Here is a 23505-nt window from a genome sequence, read left to right on the forward strand (position 1 = left end):
TGGACGTCCTACTATCTCGGTATGGCGAACACCACGAGCGGTCCCAGCGGCGGCGGGGCCCGGGAGATCGAGGCCGGACGCGAGCGCTGGCAGCGCCGCTACGACTCGGCGCGCACACGCGACGCCGACTTCACCTCCCTGTCCGGGCGCACCCTGGAACCCGTCTACGGTCCCCGTCCCGGCGCCGAGGTCCCCGGTTTCGAGCGCATCGGTTGGCCGGGGGAGTACCCCTACACCCGCGGCCTCCACGCCACCGGCTACCGGGGACGGGCGTGGACCATCCGCCAGTTCGCCGGGTTCGGCAACGCGCGCCAGACCAACGAGCGCTACAAGATGATCCTGGCCTCGGGCGGGGGCGGGCTCTCGGTCGCCTTCGACATGCCCACCCTCATGGGCCACGACTCCGACTCCCCCCACGCGCTGGGCGAGGTCGGCCACTGCGGCGTGGCCATCGACTCCGTCGCCGACATGGACCTGCTCTTCGACGGGATCCCGCTCGGCGAGACCACCACCTCCATGACCATCAGCGGTCCGGCCGTCCCGGCCTTCTGCATGTACCTGGTGGCGGCCGAGCGCCAGGGGGTGGACATCCGCACCCTCAACGGCACGCTCCAGACCGACATCTTCAAGGAGTACATCGCCCAGAAGGAGTGGCTCTACCCGCCGGAGCCGCAGCTGCGGCTGATCGGCGACCTCATGGAGTACTGCGCGGCCGACATCCCCGCGTACAAGCCGCTGTCGGTGTCGGGCTACCACATCCGCGAGGCCGGGGCCACGGCCGCCCAGGAGCTCGCCTTCACCCTCGCCGACGGCTTCGGCTACGTCGAACTCGGCCTCTCCCGCGGGCTGGACGTCGACACCTTCGCGCCGGGGCTGTCCTTCTTCTTCGACGCGCACATCGACTTCTTCGAGGAGATCGCCAAGTTCCGCGCCGCCCGCCGCATCTGGGCGCGCTGGCTCCGTGACGTCTACGGCGCCAGGACCGAGAAGGCGCAGTGGCTGCGGTTCCACACCCAGACCGCGGGGGTCTCCCTGACCGCCCAGCAGCCCTACAACAACGTCGTGCGCACCGCCGTGGAGGCGCTCTCGGCGGTCCTGGGCGGCACGAACTCGCTGCACACCAACGCCCTGGACGAGACCCTGGCGCTGCCGACCGAGCAGTCCGCCGAGATCGCCCTGCGCACCCAGCAGGTCCTCATGGAGGAGACCGGGATCGTCAACGTCGCCGACCCGCTCGGCGGATCCTGGTACCTGGAGTCGCTCACCGACGAACTGGAGGCCGAGGCGGAGCGGATCTTCGCGCACATCCTGCGCATGGGCGGGGGCGAGGGCGCCGAGCACGCGATCGGCCCGATGACCTCCGGCATCCTCGCCGGGATCGAGAACGGCTACTTCAGCTCCGAGATCGCCGAGTCCGCCTTCCAGTACCAGCAGGCACTGGAGAAGGGCGACAAGAAGATCGTGGGCGTCAACTGCCACACCAACACCGTCTCCGGCGAACTGGACATCCTCCGGATCAGCCACGAGGTCGAGCACGAGCAGAAGCGCGCGCTCGCCGAGCGCCGCGCCGCACGCGACGGCGCCGCCGTGGACCGCGCCCTGGCCGCCCTGCTGGCGGGCGTGCGCTCCGGCGGGGGCAACCTCATCCCGCTGATCATGGACGCGGCCCGCGCCGAGGCCACGCTCGGCGAGATCTGCGCGACCATGGGGGAGGAGTTCGGGACCTACACCGAGGACCCGCGGTTCTGACCCGTCCGAGGCGCCCGGGGGCGCCGCCCGTCGTCGTGCACCCCCGGGATGCCCGAACGGAGCCCCCTCGGCCCTCCGCCCGCGGCCGCCCCGCGACGCGGGGAAGCGCGACCCGTTCGCGTCCGGACCGACTCGTCCACAGGCGGTCCACGTCCCGCCCGCGCATACGGCAGGATGGAGGCATGCAGCCTTCGGACTTTTCACCGAACAGTGCCGTGGACCTCGGCGCGCGCAAGGCGGCCATGGAACGCGAGGCCAAACAGCGCGCGGCGGAGTCGGCGGGTCGATCCAACCCCTACGCCGTCAACGTCGACGAGGCCACCTTCCAGGCCCAGGTCCTGGAGCGGTCGATGTCGACCCCGGTCGTGCTGGCCGTCCTCGCGGGCTGGTCCGAGCAGTCCAAGCAGGTCGAGGACGCCCTGGACAAGATCTCCGCGGCCTCCGGCGGCACCTGGTTCCTGGCCAAGGTCGACAGCGAGGCCAGCCCGCAGCTGGTCCAGGCCCTGCGGGTGCCCACCACCCCGATGATCGTCGTGGTGATCCAGGGCCAGCTCCTGCCCGGCCCGGCGGGTCCGGCCACCGAGGAGCAGCTCACCGCCTGGCTGGTCGAGGCGTTCGCCGCCCTCAAGGAACAGGGCGCGCTGCCCCCGGGCCACCCCGGCACCATCACCGGTGAGCCCGGCGCCGAGGGCGCCCAGGGCGCGCAGGCGGCCCAGCCCGAGGAGCCCCAGGGCCGTCCCGTGGACATCGAGGCCCAGGAGGCCCTGGACCGCGGCGACTTCGAGGCGGCCGCGGCCGTCTACGCCAAGGCCGTGGAGGCCGACTCCGGCGACACCGAGTCCAGGGCCAAGCTCGCCCAGGTCCGGCTGGTCGGCCGCCTCCAGGAAGTGGACGCGGGCGCCGCCCTCCAGGCCGCGGCCGACCGGCCCGAGGACGTCGCCGCCCAGACCACCGCGGCCGACGTCGAGATGTACGGCGGCAGGTTCGAGGACGCCTTCGCCCGCCTCGTCGACACGGTCAGGATCACCTCCGACGAGGACCGCGACAGGGCGCGCACCCACCTGCTGGGCCTGTTCGAGCTGCTGCCCCCGGGCGACCCGCGGGTCAACGCCGCCCGCCGCAAGCTCACCTCCGCGCTGTTCTAGGAGCCGTGGTCGGCGGGCAGGCCGCCGACCACGGCTTTCCCGTCGGCCACGGGCAGGCCGCGCCGACCGCGGGACATAACCCGCGCACAGCGGGTACAACCCCGTCAGGAGACGGGCTCACCGCCCGTCGCGGAAGTGGCAGGTTCACCCCATGGCTACCGACGACACCACCGACAGACGCGGCGGACCCCTGGTCACGATCTCGGCCACCTACGGCGCGGGAGGCAGCGCGGTGGGCCCCGCCGTCGCCGCCCGGCTCGGCGTGGCCTTCCTCGACCGGGCCGTGCCCAGCGCGGTGGCCGCCCGTATCGGTTGCTCGCTCGACGAGGCGCTCCAACGCGACGACCGCGCTCCCGGCAGGCTCGAACGCCTGCTCTCCAGCGCCGCGCGCCTGCCCACCGTCACCCTCGGCAGCGTGGACACCGCCCTCATCGGCAGCACCGACGAGGAGGGCCGCCTCCTCTACGACCACGAGTTCGTGGAGCAGACCGAACGGGTCCTGGGCGAGGTGGCCCGACAGGGCGGCGTCGTCCTCGGCCGCGCCGGGGCCGTGGTCCTGCGCGACCGTCCCGGCGCCCTGCACGTGCGCCTGGACGGCGACCCCGACGCGCGCCTGCGCCGGGCGCGCGGGCTGTGGGAGTCCGGAGACCACGGCGAGTGGACGGGCACCGACTCCGACGAGCCGCCCAACGCGCGCCTGCTCGACGACAACGACCGCGCCCGGGCGGCCTACGTGCGGCGCTTCTACCGCGCCGACCCCGCCGACCCCCGCCACTACCACCTGGTCCTGGACGCGGTGTCGCTGTCGCTGGAGGCCTGCGTGGACCTCGTCGTGCGCGCCGCCCGCGACCGCGCGACCGTCCCCTCCGGGGGCGCCTGAGCCGCCGTGCATTGTCCGCCGTGACACCCGCGCGCTGGCGTAATTTATGCGATTTTTTACCAGCGCGGTAATTGTCACCTTGTGCTGACGGTTGGGGCTTGACTCAGGTAAGGTAAGGCGACTCGGTCACGGGTCAGCCCCCGCCCGGAACCGGGGTCCGAGTGGCGGTGCGCGAGCACCGTGCCCACAGGACACACGGCACCCCCCATCCCGCGCACGCGCGCAGGCGGCGCCGTGCACCGGCGAGCGCCCCGGCGGGGCGCCCCGGACGCACCACACCAGCCAGAGCCAAGGAGCAACACGTGGCCACCCTTCCCAGCGTTTCCTACTCCATCACCGTCCGCCTCGAACTGGACGCTGGGGGCAGTGCGGTCGGCAGTCTCACCAACGCCGTCGAGCAGGTGGGCGGCATGATCACCGCGCTGGACGTGGCCGCCGCCGGACACGAGCGCATCCGCATCGACGTCACCTGCGCCGCCCGCGACACCGAGCACGCCCAGGCCATCGTCGACGCCCTGGGCGCCGTCGAGGGCGTGGTCGTGCACAAGGTCAGCGACCGCACCTTCCTCATGCACCTGGGCGGCAAGATCGAGATGAAGTCCAAGGTGCCGCTGCGCAACCGCGACGAGCTCTCCATGGCCTACACCCCCGGCGTCGCCCGCGTCTCCCAGGCCATCGCCGCCAACAAGGACGACGCCCGGCGCCTGACCATCAAGCGCAACAGCGTCGCCGTGGTCACCGACGGCTCCGCGGTCCTGGGCCTGGGCAACATCGGCCCCGAGGCCGCCATGCCCGTCATGGAGGGCAAGGCCGCCCTGTTCAAACGCTTCGCCGACATCGACGCCTGGCCCATCGCCCTGGACACCCAGGACGTGGACGAGATCGTGCGCACCGTGCAGGTGCTGGCGCCCGGGTTCGGCGGCATCAACCTGGAGGACATCTCCGCCCCCCGCTGCTTCGAGGTCGAGGCCCGCCTGCGCGAGCTGCTCGACATCCCCGTCTTCCACGACGACCAGCACGGCACCGCCATCGTCGTGCTCGCCGCCCTGCGCAACGCTCTGCGCGTGGTGGGCAAGAAGCTCGGCGAGGTCCGCATCGCCATGTCCGGCGCGGGCGCGGCCGGAACCGCGATCCTCAAGCTCCTCATGCACGCCGGGGCGCGCGACGTCATCGTCAGCGACGTGCACGGCGCCGTGCACGCCGGGCGCGAGGACCTCGACCCCAACCTGCGGTGGATCGCGGAGCACACCAACCCCGAGGGCTACAGCGGCGACCTGCGCGGTGCCGTGGCCGGGGCGGACGTCTTCATCGGCGTCTCGGCCCCCAACCTCCTCAACGGCGACGACATCGCCGAGATGAACGAGGACGCCATCATCTTCGCGCTGGCCAACCCCGACCCCGAGGTCGACCCGGACGTGGCCCACCTGCACGCCTCCGTGGTGGCCACCGGCCGCAGCGACTACCCCAACCAGATCAACAACGTGCTGGTCTTCCCCGGCTTCTTCCGCGGTCTGCTGGACGCCCAGAGCCACGACGTCACCTCGGACATGATGGTCGCCGCGGCGGAGGCCCTGGCCGACGTCGTCACCGAGGACGAGCTGGGCCCCAACTACATCATCCCCAGCGTGTTCCACTCCGACCTGTCCACGCACGTGGCCACGGCCGTGCGCGAGGTCGCCCAGCGCGGCCAGGCGGCCGCACAGGCATAACGGCCCGGAAACACCGGCGGTCCGCCCGTCGTTCCGGGGTAGGTGGGAGGGCATGGACCAGCCGATGACCGGGCGCCTCCTGGTGGCCGCCCCCATGCTCCAGGAGGACTCCTTCCGCCGCTCGGTGGTGTTCGTCGTGGACGACGCCGACGACGGCACCCTGGGGGTGATCCTCAACCGCCCCCTGGGGATGGCCGTGGACGAGGTCGTCACCGACTGGGGCGCCTACGCCAGCGAACCGGCGGTGATGTTCTCCGGGGGTCCCGTGGGCCTGGGCTCCGGCATCGCCCTGGGGGCGGCCGGGCCCGGTGAGCCCCCTCCCGGCTGGTCCCCGCTGGAGGGCCTGGACCCGCACCTGGGCCTGGACGGGATCGGCGTGGTCGACCTCGACGGCCCCGCCCAGGTGCTCGGCGGGGCGCTCGGCGCGTTCCGCCTCTTCGCGGGCTACGCGGGGTGGAGCGCGGGCCAGCTGGCCGGGGAGATCGAGGAGGGGGCCTGGTACGTCGTCGACGCGGTCGCCGACGACGTCTTCACCACCGCGCCCGAGGGGCTGTGGTCGCGGGTGCTGCGCCGCCAGGGCGGGGAGATGGCGCTCCTGTCCACCTTCCCCGACGACCCCGCCATGAACTGAGCAGCCGGGCGGGGCGCGGCACCCTATACCGTGGAACGCAGACGTCGAAAGGTGTGAGGCACGATGGCGATGGACATCCTCAACAAGGTCCTCCCGGACAGCGAGACCAAACCGGACATCTCCCACGACGGCGGGGACCGGGAGCGGTTCGCCCACTACGTGCAGAAGGACAAGATCACCGCGAGCGCCGTGACCGGCGACCCCGTGATCGCCCTGTGCGGCAAGGTGTGGGTGCCCAACCGCGACCCCAAGAAGTTCCCCGTGTGCCCCGAGTGCAAGAAGGTCTACGAGGAGATGATGAAGTAGCCCTCCCGCCCGGACGGCCGACGGCTTCCGAGGAAGCGGCCGCGTGTCCGGCGCGGACCCCGCCGTGCCCGGGCACCGCGCGCGGCGGACACGACGAAGGCCTTGACACACGGCGTGTGCCAAGGCCCTCGTGTCACCCGGGGGCCGACCGGTCGCGTGACGGGGCCCCGCGGACCCCGCTCCGCGCGGGCGCGCGGGAACCGGTCAGGCGGTCCTAGACCGCGGACTCCCCGTCCCCGTCGGGGGCGGGACCGCGCCTGCGGGCCGCGTACACCGCCGCGCCGCCCGCGCCGACGGCCACCGCGGCCGCGGTCAGCAGGCCGGCCAGCGCGACACCGGTGTTGGGCAGGCCCGGAGTGCCGCCGCCGTCTCCGTCACCGGGGCCGGGCGTGGGGCCTCCGTCACCGCCCCCGCCCGGAACCCGGACCTCCTCGTCCACGCTCACGGTCAGCGAGACCGGGTCCAGCTGCTCCCCGGCGGCGTAGAAGTCCGCGAACGCGGGCACGCCCTCGGCGGTCAGGGTCGCGGGGATCGGCTCCCAGCTCAGGACGCCCTCCTCCAGCGTGTAGTCCACCCCGGTCAGGTCCAGGTCGGCCAGCGCCACGTCCTCGTACGTGACCGGCTCCTGCCCGCTCAGCGGCTTGCTGGTCACGTCGGCGTACAGCACGCCCGCCGCGCCGTCGACCGTCACGCGCGGGTCGCTGACCGTCATGCTCAGCAGCGGGTCGGCGCCGTCATGGACGTGGCCCTCGAAGAGCACGGTGCCCTCGAACGCGATGTCGGCGGTGGACGCGGACAGGTCCACCTCACCGCTGCCGTCGGTGAACGCGAAGGTCCCGTCCTCGTTCTGGCTGGCGCCGTCGCTCGGGGTGATCTCGCCCCGGGCGATGCTGCCGGTGATGTAGTCGCGGAAGGACTCCTTGACGCCCCAGTCCGCGCGGCCGTTGTGGACGGTGAGCGGGCCCTCGGCGGGGTCGGTCGGCTCCCCGGTCGGGTCGGTCGGGTCCGTGGGCTCCTCGGTGGGTTCCTCCACGGCGGTGAAGGAGACCGGCGTCCACACGTCCTGGTCGCGGTTGGCGATGTCGGTGTGGTCGTTGAACACCGCCACGTAGCACTGCGTCCGCGCGCAGTCGTGGACGGTGCCGTCCGTCTCGTAGGAGCCGGTCACCCGGAGTTCGGCGCTGAAGGAACCGTCCTCGCCGGGGGCGTCGGCCCCGCGCAGCCACACCGCGCCGGTGTGGTGGGCCGGGTAGGAGTCGGCGGACTGCGGGACGGCGGTCAGGGCCGCGTAGACGCCCTGGCCGGGGCGGAAGCCCGTGCCCTCGACGGTGACGGTGTCGCCCGCGGGGTCCAGGTCGCTGGCCGGGGCCACCGTGACGCGCGGGTCGTGCACCGGCTCCCCGGGGCCGCCCGGGTCGGTGACGTCGTCGATCCCGGCGGTGAAGGAGAGCGGGTCCATCGGGGCGCCCGCGGCGTAGAAGCCCGCGAACGGCTCCACCGCGTCGGCGTGCAGCGTGCCCGCCGTGGAGGTGAAGGTGATCTCCTCGCCCTCCACGGCCACCTCGGCGCCGGTCAGCTCGGTGACCGCGACCTCGCCGTACTCGACCAGGCCGCCCGGGGGCAGGTTGGGGTTGGCCCCGCCGAACTCGCGGCTGGTGACGTCGGCGAAGACCGTGGCGGTGTCGCCCTCGAACACCACCCGGGGGTCGGAGACGCGCACCTCCAGAACCGGGCCCTGGCCGTAGTCGTGGCCGCTGAAGACGACCGTCCCGGAGAAACTCACGTCACCGGAGGCGTCCTCCTTGGAGACCGTGCCCCCGGCGGTGGGGAAGTCGACGGTGCCGTCGGCCAGGAGGGTCGCCCCGTCGGAGGCCTCGTAGCCGCCGTGCGCGATCGGGCTGCCCACGTAGTTGCGGAAGGACTCCTTCACGCCCCAGGAGGCGGAGCCTCCGGTGAGGGGAAGCACCTCGTCGGCGGAGGCGGTCGGGGCGGCGGCCACGGCGAACGTGCCGCCCAGGGCGGCCGCGCCCGCGTAGGCGGTGAGGAGGCGCAGCGTCCGGCGGAGTCCGCCCGGTGCCGTGCTCCCTCGGGTCGGGGTGGTGGTCATCGTCGGTCCAATCCGTGAGGGGGATGGTGGTGGTCGGTCCCCGGCGACTGCCGGGGCCTGTCGTGCGGCGGATCCCCGTGGAGCGGGCGCGGTGGGGTGCGCCTGGGGCGAGGGGGGTGGGTGGGGTGCCGCGGCGGCGTGCCGAACGGGGGTTCGGCACGCCGCCGCGGGTTCCCGCCGTGCCCGCCGGGGGACGGGCGGGCACGGTGGTCGGGGGAAGCGGCGGTCGGGGGAAGGGCCTCGGAGGAGCCCTTCCAGGGGTCTCCAGGAGGCGCCCTTCGGGAGGCGGCTTCCCGGACGGGTTTTCTCCGGAGGGGTTCTCCCCGGAAGGGCCGCTGTGGGCGGGGCCGGGAGGGGTTCGCCGAGGCGGCCTTCAGAGCGGCTCCCACGGGAGCCCCGGGCGGAGGAGTCCGTCGGGGCACCGGCGTCAGACCGTGTCCACGGGGGCTCCCCGGGCCCGGCGGCGGGTGGCGACCAGTGCCGCCGTACCTGTCAGGACGGCGACCGCGGCGGCCAGGACCAGTCCGTACAGCGTGCTGCCGGTGCGGGGCAGGGGGCCGGAACCGCTGCCTGAGCCCCCGCCGGTTCCGGCGTCACCGGTACCGCCCGAACCGCTGCCCGAGCCTCCGCCCGATCCGCTGCCTCCTGAGTCCCCGGAGTCTCCTGAGCCGCCGGAGCCCCCGCCGGTCCCGGAGTCCCCTCCGTTTCCGGAGCCGCCGAAGGAGACGGGAACGAACACGTCCTGGCCGCGGTCGCTGGAGCGGGTGTGGTCGTTGCGCGTGACCACCGCGCACTCGGTTGCGGGGTCGGCGCAGTCGGTGTTCTCGTCGCTGGCCCTGACCCTCAGTTCGACGCTGAACCCGCCGTCGGTACCGCCGCCGGTGTAGGGGACGGCCAGCCCCTCCCCGTAGGGCGGCGGGTTGCTGGAGACCCAGACCGAGGCGCCGCTCGACCCCTCCATGTCCACGCCGCCGACGCAGGGGCTGGGCGCCCGGTCGGGACCGGCGCCGCTGGTGTCGCACAGGGCCACGTAGATCCCCTTGGCGGTGTCGTATCCGGAGCCGGTGACCGTGACGGTCTCGCCCTCGGGGTCGAGTCCGCTGGTCTTGGAGACGCTCAGGGTCGGGTCGCCCGGCTCGCGGGGCACGGGGGCCGCGGGCACGGCGGACTGCGGCCGGCTCTGCGGGCTCGTCCCGGGCTCGGTCCGAGGGGCGGGGGCCGAGAAGGCCACCGGGACCCGGCCCACGACCGCGTCGGGGGCCGGAGCCGAGAACAGGGTCACCGGGGCGCTCCTGCCCGGTCCGGCGAGGACCTCCGGAGCCCGCCGGGCGGTGTCCCCGCCCCGGGTGCCGACGGCCGCCCCCGCCGGGTCCGCGTCGGCCGCGTCGGTCGTTTCCGCGGCGGCGCGGTCCTCCTCGGAGGACTCCGCGTCCGCGTCGGCCTCCGGGGCCGGGGGAGCGCCCTCGGCGGTGTCCTCGCCTCCCGGCCCGGCGCCGACCTCCACCAGGCGCACCTCGAAGGGGGTGACGGAGGCGTCCAGGCCGGCGTCGGCGGCGAACCCGGTACCGGTGGCCAGGCTGAGGCTGAAGGTGCCGCGCGCGTCGACCTCGACGGTCACCGCGTTCGCGGTGTCGGCGACCGGTTCGCCCCCGCCGTCCTCCGCGCCGGGGACGGCCCAGGTGGCGGCCTCCAGCAGGGAACCGGGGTCGTGTCCGATCCCGGAGACGGTGACGGTGTCGCGCCCGGGGTCCAGGCCCCGGGCCCGGTCCACGGTGGTGACGCGTGGACGGGCGGGATCCTGACCGGGGCTCCGGTCGGGCGAGGGGTCGGGGACGGACTGGGCGAGTGCCGCCGCCGGGGCGGACAGCACCAGCGCGGCGGTGAGGACCAGGGGCGGGACGAGCCCGCGGCGCCGCCCGTTCCTCGGGCGGAGGGAAAGCGCTGCTTGCATCGGGGGCCTTCGCGTTCGTGCGGGTTCGGTCGGGGTCCACCACCCGCGTGAGGAGAACTTCGGTGAGGTTATGCTTACCTTTGCTAAGTGAGCCTTACCTAACCTGAAGTTCGCGCCGGAACAGTTGAACACCGAACCATCGGGCTTGTCAAGATGATGACGAGGTGTCATAAAAAGCGTTGTCGCGTCCCGCCCTCCCGGCGACAGCGCCCGTGCCCCCGGCACACGGAACCCCGAAAGCGACCGCCATGCCCCACACCGTCCCCCGGCCCCTTCCGCGCGAACGCTCCCGCCCCACCGGCCCCCGACTCGCCGCCCTCCGCGTCCGCCCCGCCGCTCCCCGCGCCCTCGCCGCCGCCTGCGCGCTCGTGCTCGCCCTGACCGGGTGCACCGGCGGCGCCTCCGGAGGCGCGGACCCCGCGGCCTCCGGCGACGCGCCCGGCATCCCCGACCTCGCCGAGAACCGCCTCCAGATCCTGGAGGAACCCGCGGCGCCCGAGCTGCCCGTGACCGTCGACTCGGTGGTCCTGGACCCCTACCGCACCAGCTCCGACCCCCTGGAGTACGAGCAGGTCGAGGTCACCGACGCCAGCCGCGTCCTCCCGCTCACCGGCAGCCTCGCCGAGATCGTCTTCACCCTGGGCCTGGGCGACAACGTCGTCGGCCGCGACGTCGGCGCCACCTTCGAGGAGGCCGCCCACCTGCCCACGGTCAGCGAGGCGCACGAGGTCTCCGCCGAGAGCGTGCTGTCCCTGGAGCCCACGGTCGTCCTCGCCGACACCCAGACCGGGCCGCCCGAGGCCATCGAGCAGATCCAGAGCTCCGGCGTCCCCGTCGTCATCGTGGAGGAGGCCTGGTCCATCGACGACATGTACCCGCGCTTCGAGCGCGTGGCCGAGGCCCTCGGCGTCCCGGCCAGCGGCACGGCCCTGGCCGAACGCACGCGCGGGCAGATGGCCGAGGTCAGGGCCGACTCCACCGCGGTCAGCGGCGACCCCCTCGTCGCCTTCCTCTACCTGCGCGGCACCGCCGGGGTCTACCTCCTGGGCGGACCCGGCTCGGGCGCCGACGCCATGCTGGCCGAGATCGGCGCCCGCGACGCCGGGGTCGAGATGGGCCTGACCACACCCTTCACCCCCATCACCACCGAGGCCCTCATCGCGGCCCAGCCCGACGTGCTCCTGGTGATGACCAAGGGACTGGAGTCGGTCGGCGGGATCGAGGGGCTCGTCCAGATCCCCGGCGTCGCCCAGACCCCGGCCGGCGCCGCGCGCGCCGTCGTCGACTTCGAGGACGGCGTCCTGCTCAACTTCGGCCCCCGCACCCCGCAGGTCGTCGCGGCCCTCGCCGACGAACTCGCCGCCGTCAGCGCGGGGGAGGGGGAACGGTGACCGCTCCCCGCAGGCCCGCGGACGACGACGCCCAGGGCCTCCCCGAAGGGTCTGTTCAGGCGGCCACCGGCACGCCCTCCCCCGAGCAGGGCGGAACCAGCACCCGCGAACCCGTTCCTCCCGCAGTCCCGTCAGGCACATCGTTCACTCCGGCCACCCCGAAGGTCCCTTCCGAAGCAGCCGTTCCCACAACCGCACCGGCCGCCTCGAAAGCCACGACCGCACCAGCCGCCCCGCGGGACCGGCGCGCCCTACACCGCCTGCGCGCCGCGCTCCTGCTCGCCTCGCTCACCGGCGGCCTCGTCGCGGTCGCGGTCGTCGCCGCCGGGGCCGGGGCCTACCCCATCCCGCCCGGGCAGGTCGCCGCCTCGCTCCTGCACGCCCTCGGTCTGGAGGCGGGCACCCCGCCCGACCGGATCGGCCACACCGTCCTGTGGGACGTGCGCCTGCCCCGCGTCGTCCTGGCCGTCATGGTCGGCGCAGCCCTGGGCGCGGCGGGCGCCATGATGCAGGGCGTCTTCGGCAACCCCCTGGCCGAACCCGGCGTCATCGGCGTCTCCTCCGGTGCGGCCGTCGGCGCTATCGCCGTCATCTTCACCGGCCTGACCATCCTTGGCCACTGGACGATCATCGCCTCCTCCTTCGTGTTCGGCCTGGCCACCACCCTGTTCGTGTACGTGTTCGCGCGCTCGCGCGGACGCACCGAGGTCGTCACCCTGCTGCTCACCGGTATCGCCGTCAACGCGATCGCCGGTGCGGCCATCGGCCTGATGACCAACTTCTCCCAGGACGCCGAGATCCAGACCATCACCTTCTGGCAGCTCGGCAGCGTCTCCACCGCCACCTGGGCCAAGGTCGCCGCCATCGCCCCGTGCCTGCTGCTCGGGCTGTCGGTCATCCCCTTCCACGCGCGCCGCCTGGACCTGCTCGCCCTCGGCGAGGGGCCCGCCCGCCACCTGGGCGTGGACGTGGAGCGCACCCGCCTGGTCCTCATCTGCGCCATGGCCCTGCTGACCTCGGCCGCCGTCGCCTTCGCCGGGATCGTCTCCTTCGTGGGCCTGGTCGTCCCGCACATCATCCGCATGGTCACCGGCCCCGGGCACCGGGTCCTGCTGCCCGCCAGCGCCCTGGGCGGCGGCCTGCTCCTGCTCGCCGCCGACCTGCTCGCCCGCACCGTCGCGGCCCCCGCCGAGATCCCCCTGGGCGTGGTCACCGCGGCCCTGGGCGGGCCGTTCTTCTTCTACCTGCTGTACCGCACCCGTGCCCGGCAAGGAGGCTGGTCGTGAGCGCCCTCGTCCGACTGCGGCGGCGGGTCGCCGCCGCGGCCTCCCCGCTGTACCGGCCGCCCGTGCGCCCCGCCCCGGTCCCACCCGGCGAGGAGATACTCCGGGCCGAGGGCGTCACCGTCCGCCGGGGCGGCCGCGCCCTGCTCGACGGGGTCGGCCTCACCGTGCGGGCCGGGGAGCTGCTGGCCCTGGTCGGGCCCAACGGGGCGGGCAAGTCCACGCTGCTCGCCGCCCTGTCCGGGGACGTCACCGGGGCGCCCGGCCGGGGGGAGGCCGACACCGGGACCGTCCGCCTCCACGGCCGCCCGCTCGCCGACTGGACGCCCCCCGAGCTGGCGCTGCGCTGCGCGGTCCTGCCCCAGGAGGCGGCGGTCAGTTTTCCGTTCCCCGTCGCCGACATCGTGTCCATGGGCCGCGCCCCCTGGGCGGGGCTGGCCGCCGCGGCCGAGGACGAGGCCCTCACCGCCGCCGCTATGGAGGGCACGGGCGTGTCCGACCTGGCCGAACGGCGCTTCCCGACCCTGTCGGGGGGTGAGCGCGCGCGGGTGATGCTCGCCCGCGTCCTGGCCCAGGACACCCAGCTGCTCCTGCTGGACGAGCCGACCGCCGCCCTGGACATCCGGCACCAGGAACTCGTACTGGATCTGGCTTCCCAACTCGCGGAGCGCGGCGGTGCGGTTATCGTGGTCCTGCACGATTTGGGGCTTGCGGCAGCCTACGCCCATCGTGTGGCGATACTCTCCCGAGGACGGGTCGCCGCGCAGGGCTCCCCCGCCGACGTGTTCACCGCGTCGCTGCTCAGCTCCGTCTACCAGCACGAGGTCGAAGTCCTACCGCACCCGCGTACCGGAGTCCCGCTGGTCGTCCCCCTCAGGTAGGGGACGGGTGCACACGGAAGCGTCCACAGGAGTAGGTCGTATTGGTGTCCACAACTGAACGGCAGTTCCACGAGGGTCCCCGGCCCGGACGCGGGGAGGGGCGTGGACGTCGGGCCTCCGGCGGCCGACGGCGCCGCCGCCCCAGGCCCAGGGCCACCCCCGGCGACGTCGTGCGCGGCATCGTCCGGTTCTTCGGCGAGATCATGCTGACCGCCGGTCTGCTCATGCTCTTCTACGCCGGATACGAGGTGTACGGCTCCCAGTGGGAGACCGACCGCGAACAGCAGGACCTGGCCCAGGGGCTGGAGGAGGCCTGGTCCGCCGAACAGGCGGCCGCGGAGGCCGGTCCGGACTCCGAGCCCCTGCCGGGCAGCGCCGACAGCCGCCTGTACGTGCCGAGCCTGGACCTGGACTGGGTGGTGGTCAACGGCACCACGCAGGAGGACATCCGCTACAGCCCCGGCCACTACACCGAGTACCCCAGCTCTCCCGGCGGCGAGGGCAACTACGCCGTGGCCGCCCACCGCACCCCCGGCCTGTTCTGGGACCTGGACCTGCTCCGGAACGGCGACGTCATGGTGCTGGAGGACGGGGAGAACTTCTACACCTACGAGGTCTTCCGCGACGAGACGGTCCTGCCCACCGACGTGTGGGTGATCGAGCCGGACCCGTTCGACGAGGCCACCGACGAGGAGCCGGGCAGGTCCCTGCTCACCCTCACCACGTGCGCGCCCAAGCTGAACAACACGCACCGCCTCATCGTCTGGGCGGAGCTGGTGGAGACCACGCCCAAGTCCGAGGGGATGCCCGACTCGATCGCGCACATGGCTCCCCAGGCCAGCGAGTAAGGAACGCGAATGTACGGTCTGATCTGGCGCGTCCTGCCCGGTCCGTGGATCGCCAAGCTCATCATGGCGCTCGGACTGGTGGTGGGCGCCGCCCTGCTGCTGTGGTTCTTCGCCTTCCCGGCGATCTCGCCGCACATGCCCTTCAACGACGGCGCCGTCGACGTGGGGGGAGCCCAGACCGGGAGCGGCGCGGAGTCCGGGGGCGGTTCCGGCGGGGAGGCTGGGACGGACGGGGCCTCCGGGTAATCCGGGACGATGGTGGACGACGAGGCGACCGGCGGGGACCGGCGGCCTTCCGGGCGGTCGGGACACGCCGTGTGCGCGGCGCCACTGGCCTGCCTCCCGGAACGGTCCACGGCGCCCGCTAACCTCATGGGGGTGAGCAACGGGGGACGATTCGCAGCATGACGGTGACGCAGACCACGACGGAGGACCGGCTCAGAGGCCTCCGCGCATGGCAGCGGGAGGCGTTCGAGGAGTACTTCCGCCGGGAACCGCGGGACTTCCTCGCCGTGGCCACCCCCGGTGCGGGCAAGACCACCTTCGCCCTCACCCTGGCCAGCGAACTCCTCCAACGCCACACGGTGCGCGCCATCACCATCGTGTGCCCCACCGACCACCTCAAGAAGCAGTGGGCCGAGGCGGCCGCCCGGTTCGGCATCGCCATCGACCCCGAGTTCCGCAACGGCCAGGGCGCCCTGGGCCGCCAGTACGTCGGCGTGGCCGTCACCTACGCCCAGGTCGCCGCCCACCCGATGCTGCACCGCAACCGGACCGAGGCGCGCAAGACCCTCGTCATCTTCGACGAGGTCCACCACGCCGGGGACGCCCTGTCCTGGGGCGACGCGGCCCGCGAGGCCTTCGACCCGGCGGCGCGCCGCCTCTCCCTGACCGGGACCCCCTTCCGGTCCGACATCAACCCCATCCCCTTCGTCGACTACGTCCAGGACAGCGCCGGGGTGCGCCGCTGCTCCTGGGACTACAGCTACGGGTACGGGCCCGCCCTGGCCGACGGGGTCGTGCGCCCCGTCATCTTCATGGCCTACTCCGGCGAGATGCGCTGGCGCACCCGCGCGGGCGACGAGCTCGCCGCCAGGCTGGGCGAACCCCTCACCCAGGACGCGCTCTCCCAGGCGTGGCGGGCCGCGCTGGACCCCAAGGGCGACTGGATCAAGCGCGTACTCCAGGCCGCCGACCGCCGCCTGACCGAGGTCCGCAAGACCCACCCCGACGCGGGGGCCCTGGTCATCGCCAGCGACCACGAGAACGCCCGCGCCTACTCGCGCATCCTGCGCCAGATCACCGGCAAGGGCGCCACGGTCATCCTGTCCGACGACCCCGGGGCCTCCAAGAAGATCTCCCGGTTCGCCGCGGGCGACGACCGCTGGATGGTCGCGGTGCGCATGGTCTCCGAGGGGGTGGACGTGCCCCGGCTGATGGTGGGCGTGTACGCCACCTCCACCAGCACCGCGCTGTTCTTCGCCCAGGCCATCGGCCGCTTCGTGCGCGTGCGCCAGCGCGGCGAGGTCGCCTCGGTCTTCCTGCCCTCCGTGCCCACCCTGCTGGAGTACGCGGGCGAGATGGAGCGCGAGCGCGACCACGTGCTCGACCGGACCCCTGGGGAGGGCGACGAGTACCCGGAGGAGGACCTGCTCCGGGAGGCCAACAAGAAGCGGGACACCCCCGACGCCGGGGAGGAACTGCCCTTCGAGACCATGGAGTCGGCGGCGGAGTTCGACCGCGCCCTCTACGACGGGGCCGAGTACGGCGGCGTGCCGGGCTCCACGGAGGAGGAGGACTTCCTGGGCCTGCCCGGTCTGCTCGACCCGCAGCAGGTCTCCCAGCTCCTGCGCAAGCGCAAGGCCGACCTCAAGGCGAGCGAGGTCAAGGCCCGCAAGGTGGAGGAGCCCGCCGAGGAGGACGGGCCCACCCACCAGGTCCTGGCCGACCTGCGCCGCGAGTTGAGCGGTCTCGTGGGCGCCTGGCACCACCGCACCGGCAAGCCGCACGGAGTGATCCACAACGAGCTGCGCCGCGCCTGCGGCGGGCCGCCCGTCGCACAGGCCACCCCGACGCAGATCCGCGAACGGATCGCCAAGATCCGCGTCTGGGCCGTCGGCGGGCGATAGGCCACCCGAAACGGGCAAACACTTCGCAAGCTCGCGCATGTCCCATAAGCCCTTCGTGTCCGCTTCATTACCTTGTGTGAGATGAGTGGACACAGCCCTCGCGGCGGCTCAGCCGCGCTCTGCACCGGACTGCTGATGTGCGGGTTCGCCCTGGCCGGGATGGTCACGGTCACGGCGCCCGGCACCGTGGCGACCGACTCCCCGCGCGCCCAGCTGGCGCCGGGGGAGTCCGAAGCTCTGGAGCCCTGCCTGCCCGGCGCCGCCAGGGTCACCGACCCCGACGCGGCCGGTCGGCCTCCCGGCGGCAGCGAGGTGACGCCCCGTCAGGCGGCCCTGTACGAACAGCAGCTCCAGGAGGCACTCGTGCCCCTGCGGGGACAGGACCTCCAACCGCCCCACACCGTCCCGGTCGTGGTGCACGTCATCTCCGCCGAGGACGGCCGCGGCGAGGTCAGCGACGAACGCGTCCAGCGGCAGATCGACGTGCTCAACGCCGCCTACGGCGGCGACACCGCCGCGGACCCGGCCCGGGCCGCCGAGGCGGCCCGGGCCGGGGGCACGAGCGACGCCGAACCCATCGACACCGGCTTCCGCTTCGAGCTCAGCGAGGTCACCCGCACCACCAACGACGAGTGGTTCACCAGCTTCGCCGAGCACCGCGACACCGTCCACGCCAGACTGCGCCAGGGTGACGCGGCGACCCTCAACATCTACACATCGAACCTGGGCACCGGCCTGCTCGGCTACTCCTCCTTCCCCCAGGACTACGAGGACGCGCCCGAACAGGACGGCGTGGTGATCTCCCACGACACCCTTCCCGGCGGCGACCGCGACCGGTTCAACCTCGGCCACACCGGTACCCACGAGGTGGGCCACTGGCTCGGGCTCTTCCACACCTTCCAGAACGGCTGCTCCTCGCCCGGCGACTACGTGGACGACACCGCCTACGAGCGCGAGGCCGCCTCCGGCTGCCCCGAGGGCCGCGACACCTGCCCCGAGCAGGAGGGCGAGGACCCCGTCACCAACTTCATGAACTACAGCGACGACGCCTGCATGACCCACTTCACCAAGGGCCAGGCCGAGCGCATGGTCGAGCACTGGGCGGCCTTCCGCGCCTGACGAGGCGGCGCCCCGCCGCGCGTGGCCGGGACCGTGCGCGGGCCCGGCCGCCGCTAGGCTTGGTCCCATGGCAGCGAACACGTACCTGACCGGGATCAAGCCCACCGGCGACTTCCACCTGGGCAACTACATCGGCGCGATCAAGCCCGCCCTGAGCGCGGCCACGGCCTACGACACCTACTACTTCATCGCCGACTACCACGCGCTCAACACCATCAAGGACGCCGACGAGCTCCGCCACAGCATCCGGTCAGGCGCTGCCACCTGGCTCGCGTGCGGGCTCGACCCCGAACGGACGATCGTCTACCAGCAGTCCCGGGTGCCCGAGACCTTCGAGCTCACCACCATCCTGAGCGCTCTGACCCCCAAGGGCCTCATGAACCGCGCGCACGCCTACAAGGCCGCCCGCGACCGCAACAACGAGGCCGGGATCACCGACCTGGACGCCGGGATCAACATGGGGCTGTACAACTACCCCATCCTCATGGCCGCCGACATCCTCGTCATGGAGGGCACCCACGTCCCCGTGGGCCGCGACCAGTCCCAGCACATCGAGTACACCGCCGACATCGCCGGGTACTTCAACCACCGCTTCGGCGAGTCCTACAGCTTTCCCGTCCCCAAGGGCGTCATCGACGACAGCGACGCGAGCATCCTGCCCGGCGTCGACGGCCGCAAGATGAGCAAGTCCTACGACAACCACATCCCGCTCTTCCTGCCGGAGAACAAGCTCAAGAAGGCCGTGCGCCGCATCCCCACCGACTCCACGCCGGTCGAGGACCCCAAGGACCCCGACAGCTCGGTGCCCTTCCAGCTGCTCACGCACTTCGCCGACGCCCAGAAGGTCTCCGAGGTGCGCAAGCGCCTGGAGGCGGGCGGCATGGGCTGGGGCGACCTCAAGAACGAGCTGTTCGAGGCGATCAACGCCGAGCTGGGCCCCAAGCGGGAGCGCTACGAGGAGCTGATGGCCGACCCGGGGCGGATCGACGCCGTCCTGGCGGCAGGGTCCGAGCGCGCGCGCGAGCGCGCCCGCGCCACCCTGGAGCGCGTGCGCGCCGCCGTCGGCGTCGCCTGACACACGGGGGCGGCGGGTCAGCGCGCTGACCCGCCGCCCCCGGTCTCCGCAGGAGACCTCAGCCGACCAGCGGCTCGCCCTCCAGGTCCACACCCGCCTCGCGCAGCCGCTCCAGCGCCGCGTCCACGGTCGGGCGCGACACCCCGGCGGTCAGCCCGAGCAGCACCCGCGTGCGCAGGCCCTCGGCCACCGCGTCCAGGGCGGTCGCCTTCACGCAGTGGTCCATGGCGATGCCCACCACGTCCACCTCGTCCACGCCGCGCTCGCGCAGCCACGAACCCAGCGTCACCCCGCCCTCCCCGGTCACGCCCTCGAAACCGCTGTAGGCGGCCGTGTAGTGCCCCTTGTCGAAGACCTCCTCGGCCAGCGAGGCGTCGAAGCCGGGATGGAACTCCACCCCCGGCGTGCCCGCCTCGCAGTGGCGCGGCCAGCTGTCCACGAAGTCGGGCTCCTCCGAGAAGTGCTCCCCCGGGTCGATGTGGAAGTCGCGTGTGGCCACCACGTGGTCGTAGTCGCTCGCACGGGCGTACTCGGTGACGGCGGCCGCGGTGCTGGCCCCGCCCGCCACCCCCAGGTTCCCTCCCTCGCAGAAGTCCTTCTGCACGTCCACCACGATGAGCGCCCTCACAGCGGCACCCCTTTCCTTGTCGTCGGATCCGCCCGGGCCCGTGCACCACCGCCGGCCCGACCCGCGCTGACCACCGTGTCGGAGATCACCCGGACGGCCGTCCGCCGGTGCGCGTGCCCTCACGCACCATCCTCTAGTGGAACACCGTCGGCAGCGCGGCCTCACCGCGCGACATGCGCAGGGCCTCCTCGGGCAGTTCCGCCACCGCCGCCCGGTGCCGCTCCCGGGCCTCGTGCACGCTCTCGTGGCCCACCACCACGCCGTCGGCGACCAGGGGCCGCAGCAGCGGGCGCGTTCCCACCTGTGAGGACGGCGGGTGGGGGTAGATCTCCTCGGACACGGCCGTCCCCTTGTCGTCCAGCCGCCGCACCGCCCACTTGCGCCCGCCCCGGCTCGGCTTGCCCACCGAGCGCTTGGCCACCGGCTCCAGCGGGGCGTCCGCCTCCAGACCGCGCGCCCGCGCCACCAGCTTGTACACCAGGGACACCGTCGGCGCGCCCGAGCCGGTCACCAGGGAGGTGCCCACCCCGTAGCCGTCCACCGGCGCCACCGCCAGGGCCTGGATGGAGTGCTCGTCCAGGTCCCCGGTCACCACGATGCGGGTGTCCGTCGCGCCCAGGGAGTCCAGCTGCGCCCGCACGCGCCCGGCGTGGGCGGCCAGGTCGCCCGAGTCGATCCGCACCGCGCCCAGCCCGGGGCCGGCCAGCTCCACGGCGGTGCGCACCGCGCGCTCCACGTCGTAGGTGTCCACCAGCAGCGTCGTCCCCTCGCCCAGGGACTCCAGCTGCGCCTTGAACGCGTGCCGCTCGCTGTCGTGCAGCAGCGTGAACGCGTGCGCCGCCGTCCCGCCGGTCGGCACGCCGTGGGAGCGCCCGGCCTCCAGGTTGGAGGAGGTGGAGAACCCCGCGACGTAGGCGGCGCGGGCCGCGGCGACCGCGGACCGCTCGTGCGTGCGCCGCGAGCCCATCTCGATCAGCGGCCGACCGCCCGCCGCCACCGCCATCCGCGTCGCGGCCGAGGCGATCGCGCTGTCGTGGTTGTACACCGACAGGGCCAGCGTCTCCAGGAGCACGGCCTCGGCGAAGGAGGCCTCCACCACCAGGATCGGCGAGCCGGGGAAGTACGCCTCGCCCTCGCCGTAGCCCCACACGTTGCCCGAGAACCGGTAGTCGGCCAGCCACTCCACGGTGCGCTCGTCAACGACCCCGTTGTCCGACAGGAAGTCGAGTTCCTCCGTGCCGAAGCGGAACCGCTCCAGCAGTTCCAGGAAGCGGCCCGTTCCGGCCACGACCCCGTACCTGCGTCCCTCCGGCAGCCGCCGGGCGAACATCTCGAACACCGAGTGGCGGGCTGCGGCGCCGCTGTGCAGCGCCCCCTGGAGCATCGTCAGTTCGTAGTGGTCGGTGAGCAGCGCGCTGCTGCTGTCCTCGCTCATGCGCACGAGCCTAATCTGTGCCGGGTGGGACGGAGGAGGTCGCCCCCACCAGCACCGGGCCGCCGTAGCCTCGGCGTTCGCCAACAATACCCATTTGGTTGGTAGGGAACCGGATGTAGGTACTCTGGGGAGCATGCTGAGGATTGATCGCGCGATCTACGACAGGATCGTCGCACACGCCCGCCGCGACCACCCGGACGAGGCGTGCGGCGTCGTGGCCGGACCCGAGGGCTCCGACAGCCCCGAACGCCTCGTCGAGATGGTCAACGCCGAACGGTCGCCGACCTTCTACCGGTTCGACTCCCTCGAACAGCTCAAGGTCTGGCGGGAGATGGACGACCGCGACGAGGAACCCGTCGTGATCTACCACTCCCACACCGCGACCGAGGCCTACCCCTCGCGCACCGACGTCTCCTACGCGTCCGAGCCGGGCGCCCACTACGTGCTCGTGTCCACGCGCGAGCCCGACACCGTCGAGTTCCGCTCCTACCGGATCATCGACGGCCAGGTCACCGAGGAACCGGTGGAGGTCACCGGTCCCGGCGACGGCGCCGCGACCGCCCCGTAGGTTCCACACCACAACGGGCGTCGCCCAGGAATGGGCACCGCGCGCCCCCTGTTGGCAATGAACGCACACCAACGACCGCTAACGGAGAAACCCTCATGGCCATCGAGGTCCGCATCCCGACCATCCTGCGCAACCTGACCGGCGACGCCAAGGTCGTCGAGGGGTCCGGCGACACCCTCGGCGAGCTGTTCGCCGACCTGGACAGCCGACACCCCGGCATCGCCGGGCGCCTGGTGGACGATGGCAAGCTGCGCCGCTTCATCAACGTCTACCTCAACGACGAGGACGTGCGCTTCGTCGGGGGTCTGGAGGCCAAGCTCTCCGACGGCGACAACGTGACGATCCTGCCGGCCGTGGCCGGCGGAAGCCGCTAGGCCGCACATGCGCTACGACTCCCTGCTCGACTCCCTCGGCGGCACGCCGCTCGTCGGCCTGCCCCGGCTCTCGCCCTCGCCGCAGGTCCGGCTCTGGGCGAAACTGGAGGACCGCAACCCCACCGGCTCGATCAAGGACCGCGCCGCGTTCTTCATGATCGAACAGGCCGAGAAGGACGGGCTGCTCTCCCCGGGGTGCACCATCCTGGAGCCGACGTCGGGGAACACCGGCATCTCGCTGGCCATGGTCGCCAAGCTGCGCGGCTACCGCATGGTCTGCGTCATGCCGGAGAACACCTCCGCCGAGCGCAAGCAGCTGCTGGCCATGTGGGGTGCCGAGGTCCACTTCTCCGACGCCGCGGGCGGCTCCAACGAGGCCGTCCGCGTCGCCAAGGAGATGGCCGCGGCCCACCCCGACTGGGTGATGCTGTACCAGTACGGCAACCCGGCCAACGCCCGGGCCCACTACGAGACCACCGGGCCCGAGATCCTCGCCGACCTGCCGGGGATCACCCACTTCGTGGCGGGGCTGGGCACCACCGGCACCCTCATGGGCGTGGGCCGCTACCTGCGCGAACACCGGCCCGGTGTGCAGATCGTGGCGGCCGAGCCCCGGTACGGCGAGCTGGTGTACGGGCTGCGCAACCTCGACGAGGGGTTCGTGCCCGAGCTCTACGACGAGTCGGTGCTCACCACCCGCTTCTCCGTGCCCTCCGAAGCCGCCCTCAGGCGGACCCGGGAGCTCCTGGACAAGGAGGGCATCTTCGCGGGCGTCTCCACCGGCGGCGCCCTGCACGCCGCGCTGGGCATGGCCCGCAAGGCCGAGAAGGCGGGGGAGAGCGCCGACATCGCGTTCGTCATCGCCGACGCCGGGTGGAAGTACCTGTCCACCGGCGCCTACGAGGGCACGCTGGAGGAGGCCGAGGAGCGCCTCGACGGCCAGCTCTGGGCCTAGGCTCCAGGGTCTGCACGACCCGCCCGGCACCCGCCTCGACCCCTCCGGAAGCGGCGGCCCGGGCCCGGCGGAGGCCGGCACCTTCGGGTGCCGGCCTCCGCGCCGTTCTGAACACCGGGGAAACACGCCCCGAACAAACAAGACATACGTCGTCAAGCGGTGTGAAAAATTCACACGTGATCGAGGTCGCGTGAGACGCGGGCCACATTTTGTACCACCCGGGCGGGCATTGGGGTACACCCGTAACAACGGGACATCCGCAGAACCAGCCGCCATCCGCACTCCGCACAGTCTCTCGGCGGGAGTGCCACGGACGCCGCGCGGCCCATCGAGAAGGCGAC

At 73.0% G+C, this 23505-nt stretch carries 21 protein-coding genes; 17 read left to right on the top strand and 4 right to left on the bottom strand.

Going from position 1 to position 23505, the window contains the following annotated elements:
• Nucleotides 1-21 precede the first annotated feature (21 nt).
• From UIS43_RS23405 to UIS43_RS23430, 6 genes are all read left to right on the top strand, one after another.
• Nucleotides 22-1749: a methylmalonyl-CoA mutase gene (locus UIS43_RS23405; protein WP_013151418.1), complete on the top strand. Its 1728-nt coding sequence runs from the start codon at nt 22-24 to the stop codon at nt 1747-1749.
• Between the two features lie 182 nt (nt 1750-1931).
• Nucleotides 1932-2894 (top strand): tetratricopeptide repeat protein, encoded by a 963-nt coding sequence (locus tag UIS43_RS23410; RefSeq protein WP_013151419.1) that lies wholly within the window; start codon nt 1932-1934, stop codon nt 2892-2894.
• A gap of 151 nt (nt 2895-3045) precedes the next feature.
• Nucleotides 3046-3774 carry an AAA family ATPase gene (locus tag UIS43_RS23415; protein WP_013151420.1) on the top strand — a complete coding sequence of 243 codons (729 nt, stop codon included), beginning with the start codon at nt 3046-3048 and terminating at the stop codon, nt 3772-3774.
• Nucleotides 3775-4076: 302 nt separating this feature from the next.
• Entirely contained in the window at nt 4077-5483 is a 1407-nt protein-coding gene (locus UIS43_RS23420; protein WP_013151421.1) for an NAD-dependent malic enzyme, read from the top strand.
• 52 nt (nt 5484-5535) lie between these two features.
• Nucleotides 5536-6114, top strand: a complete 579-nt coding sequence (locus tag UIS43_RS23425) for a YqgE/AlgH family protein (protein WP_370011711.1) — start codon at nt 5536-5538, stop codon at nt 6112-6114.
• 63 nt (nt 6115-6177) lie between these two features.
• Nucleotides 6178-6420, top strand: coding sequence for a DUF3039 domain-containing protein (locus tag UIS43_RS23430; protein ID WP_019611444.1), 243 nt, complete (start codon nt 6178-6180; stop codon nt 6418-6420).
• 214 nt (nt 6421-6634) lie between these two features.
• On the opposite strand, the gene UIS43_RS23435 is transcribed toward UIS43_RS23430, so the two are convergent.
• Both UIS43_RS23435 and UIS43_RS23440 read right to left on the bottom strand, forming a co-directional pair.
• Nucleotides 6635-8527 carry an HtaA domain-containing protein gene (locus tag UIS43_RS23435; protein ID WP_013151424.1) on the bottom strand — a complete coding sequence of 631 codons (1893 nt, stop codon included), beginning with the start codon at nt 8525-8527 and terminating at the stop codon, nt 6635-6637.
• A gap of 427 nt (nt 8528-8954) precedes the next feature.
• Nucleotides 8955-10478 carry an LPXTG cell wall anchor domain-containing protein gene (locus UIS43_RS23440; RefSeq protein WP_370011714.1) on the bottom strand — a complete coding sequence of 508 codons (1524 nt, stop codon included), beginning with the start codon at nt 10476-10478 and terminating at the stop codon, nt 8955-8957.
• A gap of 248 nt (nt 10479-10726) precedes the next feature.
• Between UIS43_RS23440 and UIS43_RS23445 the strand changes: the two genes are divergently transcribed.
• The 8 genes from UIS43_RS23445 (at nt 10727) to UIS43_RS23480 (ending at nt 19204) form a co-directional block, all read left to right on the top strand.
• Entirely contained in the window at nt 10727-11869 is a 1143-nt protein-coding gene (locus tag UIS43_RS23445) for a hemin ABC transporter substrate-binding protein (protein ID WP_013151426.1), read from the top strand.
• Nucleotides 11866-13155 (top strand): FecCD family ABC transporter permease, encoded by a 1290-nt coding sequence (locus tag UIS43_RS23450; RefSeq protein WP_370011715.1) that lies wholly within the window; start codon nt 11866-11868, stop codon nt 13153-13155. Before UIS43_RS23445 ends, UIS43_RS23450 begins: the two co-directional genes overlap by 4 nt.
• On the top strand, nt 13152-14033 hold the full coding sequence (locus UIS43_RS23455) for a heme ABC transporter ATP-binding protein (protein WP_370011717.1): 882 nt from the start codon (nt 13152-13154) through the stop codon (nt 14031-14033). The genes UIS43_RS23450 and UIS43_RS23455 overlap by 4 nt, the downstream gene beginning before the upstream one ends.
• Before the next feature lie 41 nt (nt 14034-14074).
• Entirely contained in the window at nt 14075-14881 is an 807-nt protein-coding gene (locus UIS43_RS23460; protein WP_013151429.1) for a class E sortase, read from the top strand.
• A 9-nt stretch (nt 14882-14890) separates the two neighbouring features.
• Nucleotides 14891-15127 (top strand): hypothetical protein, encoded by a 237-nt coding sequence (locus UIS43_RS23465; RefSeq protein WP_013151430.1) that lies wholly within the window; start codon nt 14891-14893, stop codon nt 15125-15127.
• 158 nt (nt 15128-15285) lie between these two features.
• Nucleotides 15286-17010, top strand: coding sequence for a DEAD/DEAH box helicase (locus tag UIS43_RS23470; protein ID WP_013151431.1), 1725 nt, complete (start codon nt 15286-15288; stop codon nt 17008-17010).
• Between the two features lie 135 nt (nt 17011-17145).
• The gene (locus tag UIS43_RS23475) at nt 17146-18129 is read left to right on the top strand and encodes a zinc metalloprotease (protein ID WP_013151432.1); all 984 of its coding nucleotides are present in this window, start codon (nt 17146-17148) and stop codon (nt 18127-18129) included.
• 67 nt (nt 18130-18196) lie between these two features.
• Complete coding sequence (locus UIS43_RS23480; RefSeq protein ID WP_013151433.1) at nt 18197-19204, top strand: tryptophan--tRNA ligase; 1008 nt, start codon at nt 18197-18199, stop codon at nt 19202-19204.
• A gap of 58 nt (nt 19205-19262) precedes the next feature.
• On the opposite strand, the gene UIS43_RS23485 is transcribed toward UIS43_RS23480, so the two are convergent.
• Together UIS43_RS23485 and UIS43_RS23490 are read right to left on the bottom strand one after the other, a co-directional pair.
• Entirely contained in the window at nt 19263-19832 is a 570-nt protein-coding gene (locus tag UIS43_RS23485; RefSeq protein WP_041552217.1) for a nicotinamidase, read from the bottom strand.
• A 133-nt stretch (nt 19833-19965) separates the two neighbouring features.
• A complete protein-coding gene (locus UIS43_RS23490; RefSeq protein ID WP_013151435.1) occupies nt 19966-21267 on the bottom strand; it encodes a nicotinate phosphoribosyltransferase in 1302 nt (433 codons plus the stop codon).
• A gap of 133 nt (nt 21268-21400) precedes the next feature.
• On the opposite strand from UIS43_RS23490, the gene UIS43_RS23495 reads away from it, so the two are divergent.
• From UIS43_RS23495 to UIS43_RS23505, 3 genes are all read left to right on the top strand, one after another.
• A complete protein-coding gene (locus UIS43_RS23495; protein ID WP_013151436.1) occupies nt 21401-21835 on the top strand; it encodes a Mov34/MPN/PAD-1 family protein in 435 nt (144 codons plus the stop codon).
• Between the two features lie 95 nt (nt 21836-21930).
• On the top strand, nt 21931-22209 hold the full coding sequence (locus UIS43_RS23500) for a MoaD/ThiS family protein (protein ID WP_013151437.1): 279 nt from the start codon (nt 21931-21933) through the stop codon (nt 22207-22209).
• 7 nt (nt 22210-22216) lie between these two features.
• Entirely contained in the window at nt 22217-23164 is a 948-nt protein-coding gene (locus tag UIS43_RS23505) for a PLP-dependent cysteine synthase family protein (protein ID WP_013151438.1), read from the top strand.
• The last annotated feature ends 341 nt before the right edge of the window (nt 23165-23505 follow it).

It is taken from the genome of Nocardiopsis sp. LDBS0036 (assembly GCF_041228755.1).
GTDB lineage: Bacteria > Actinomycetota > Actinomycetes > Streptosporangiales > Streptosporangiaceae > Nocardiopsis > Nocardiopsis dassonvillei.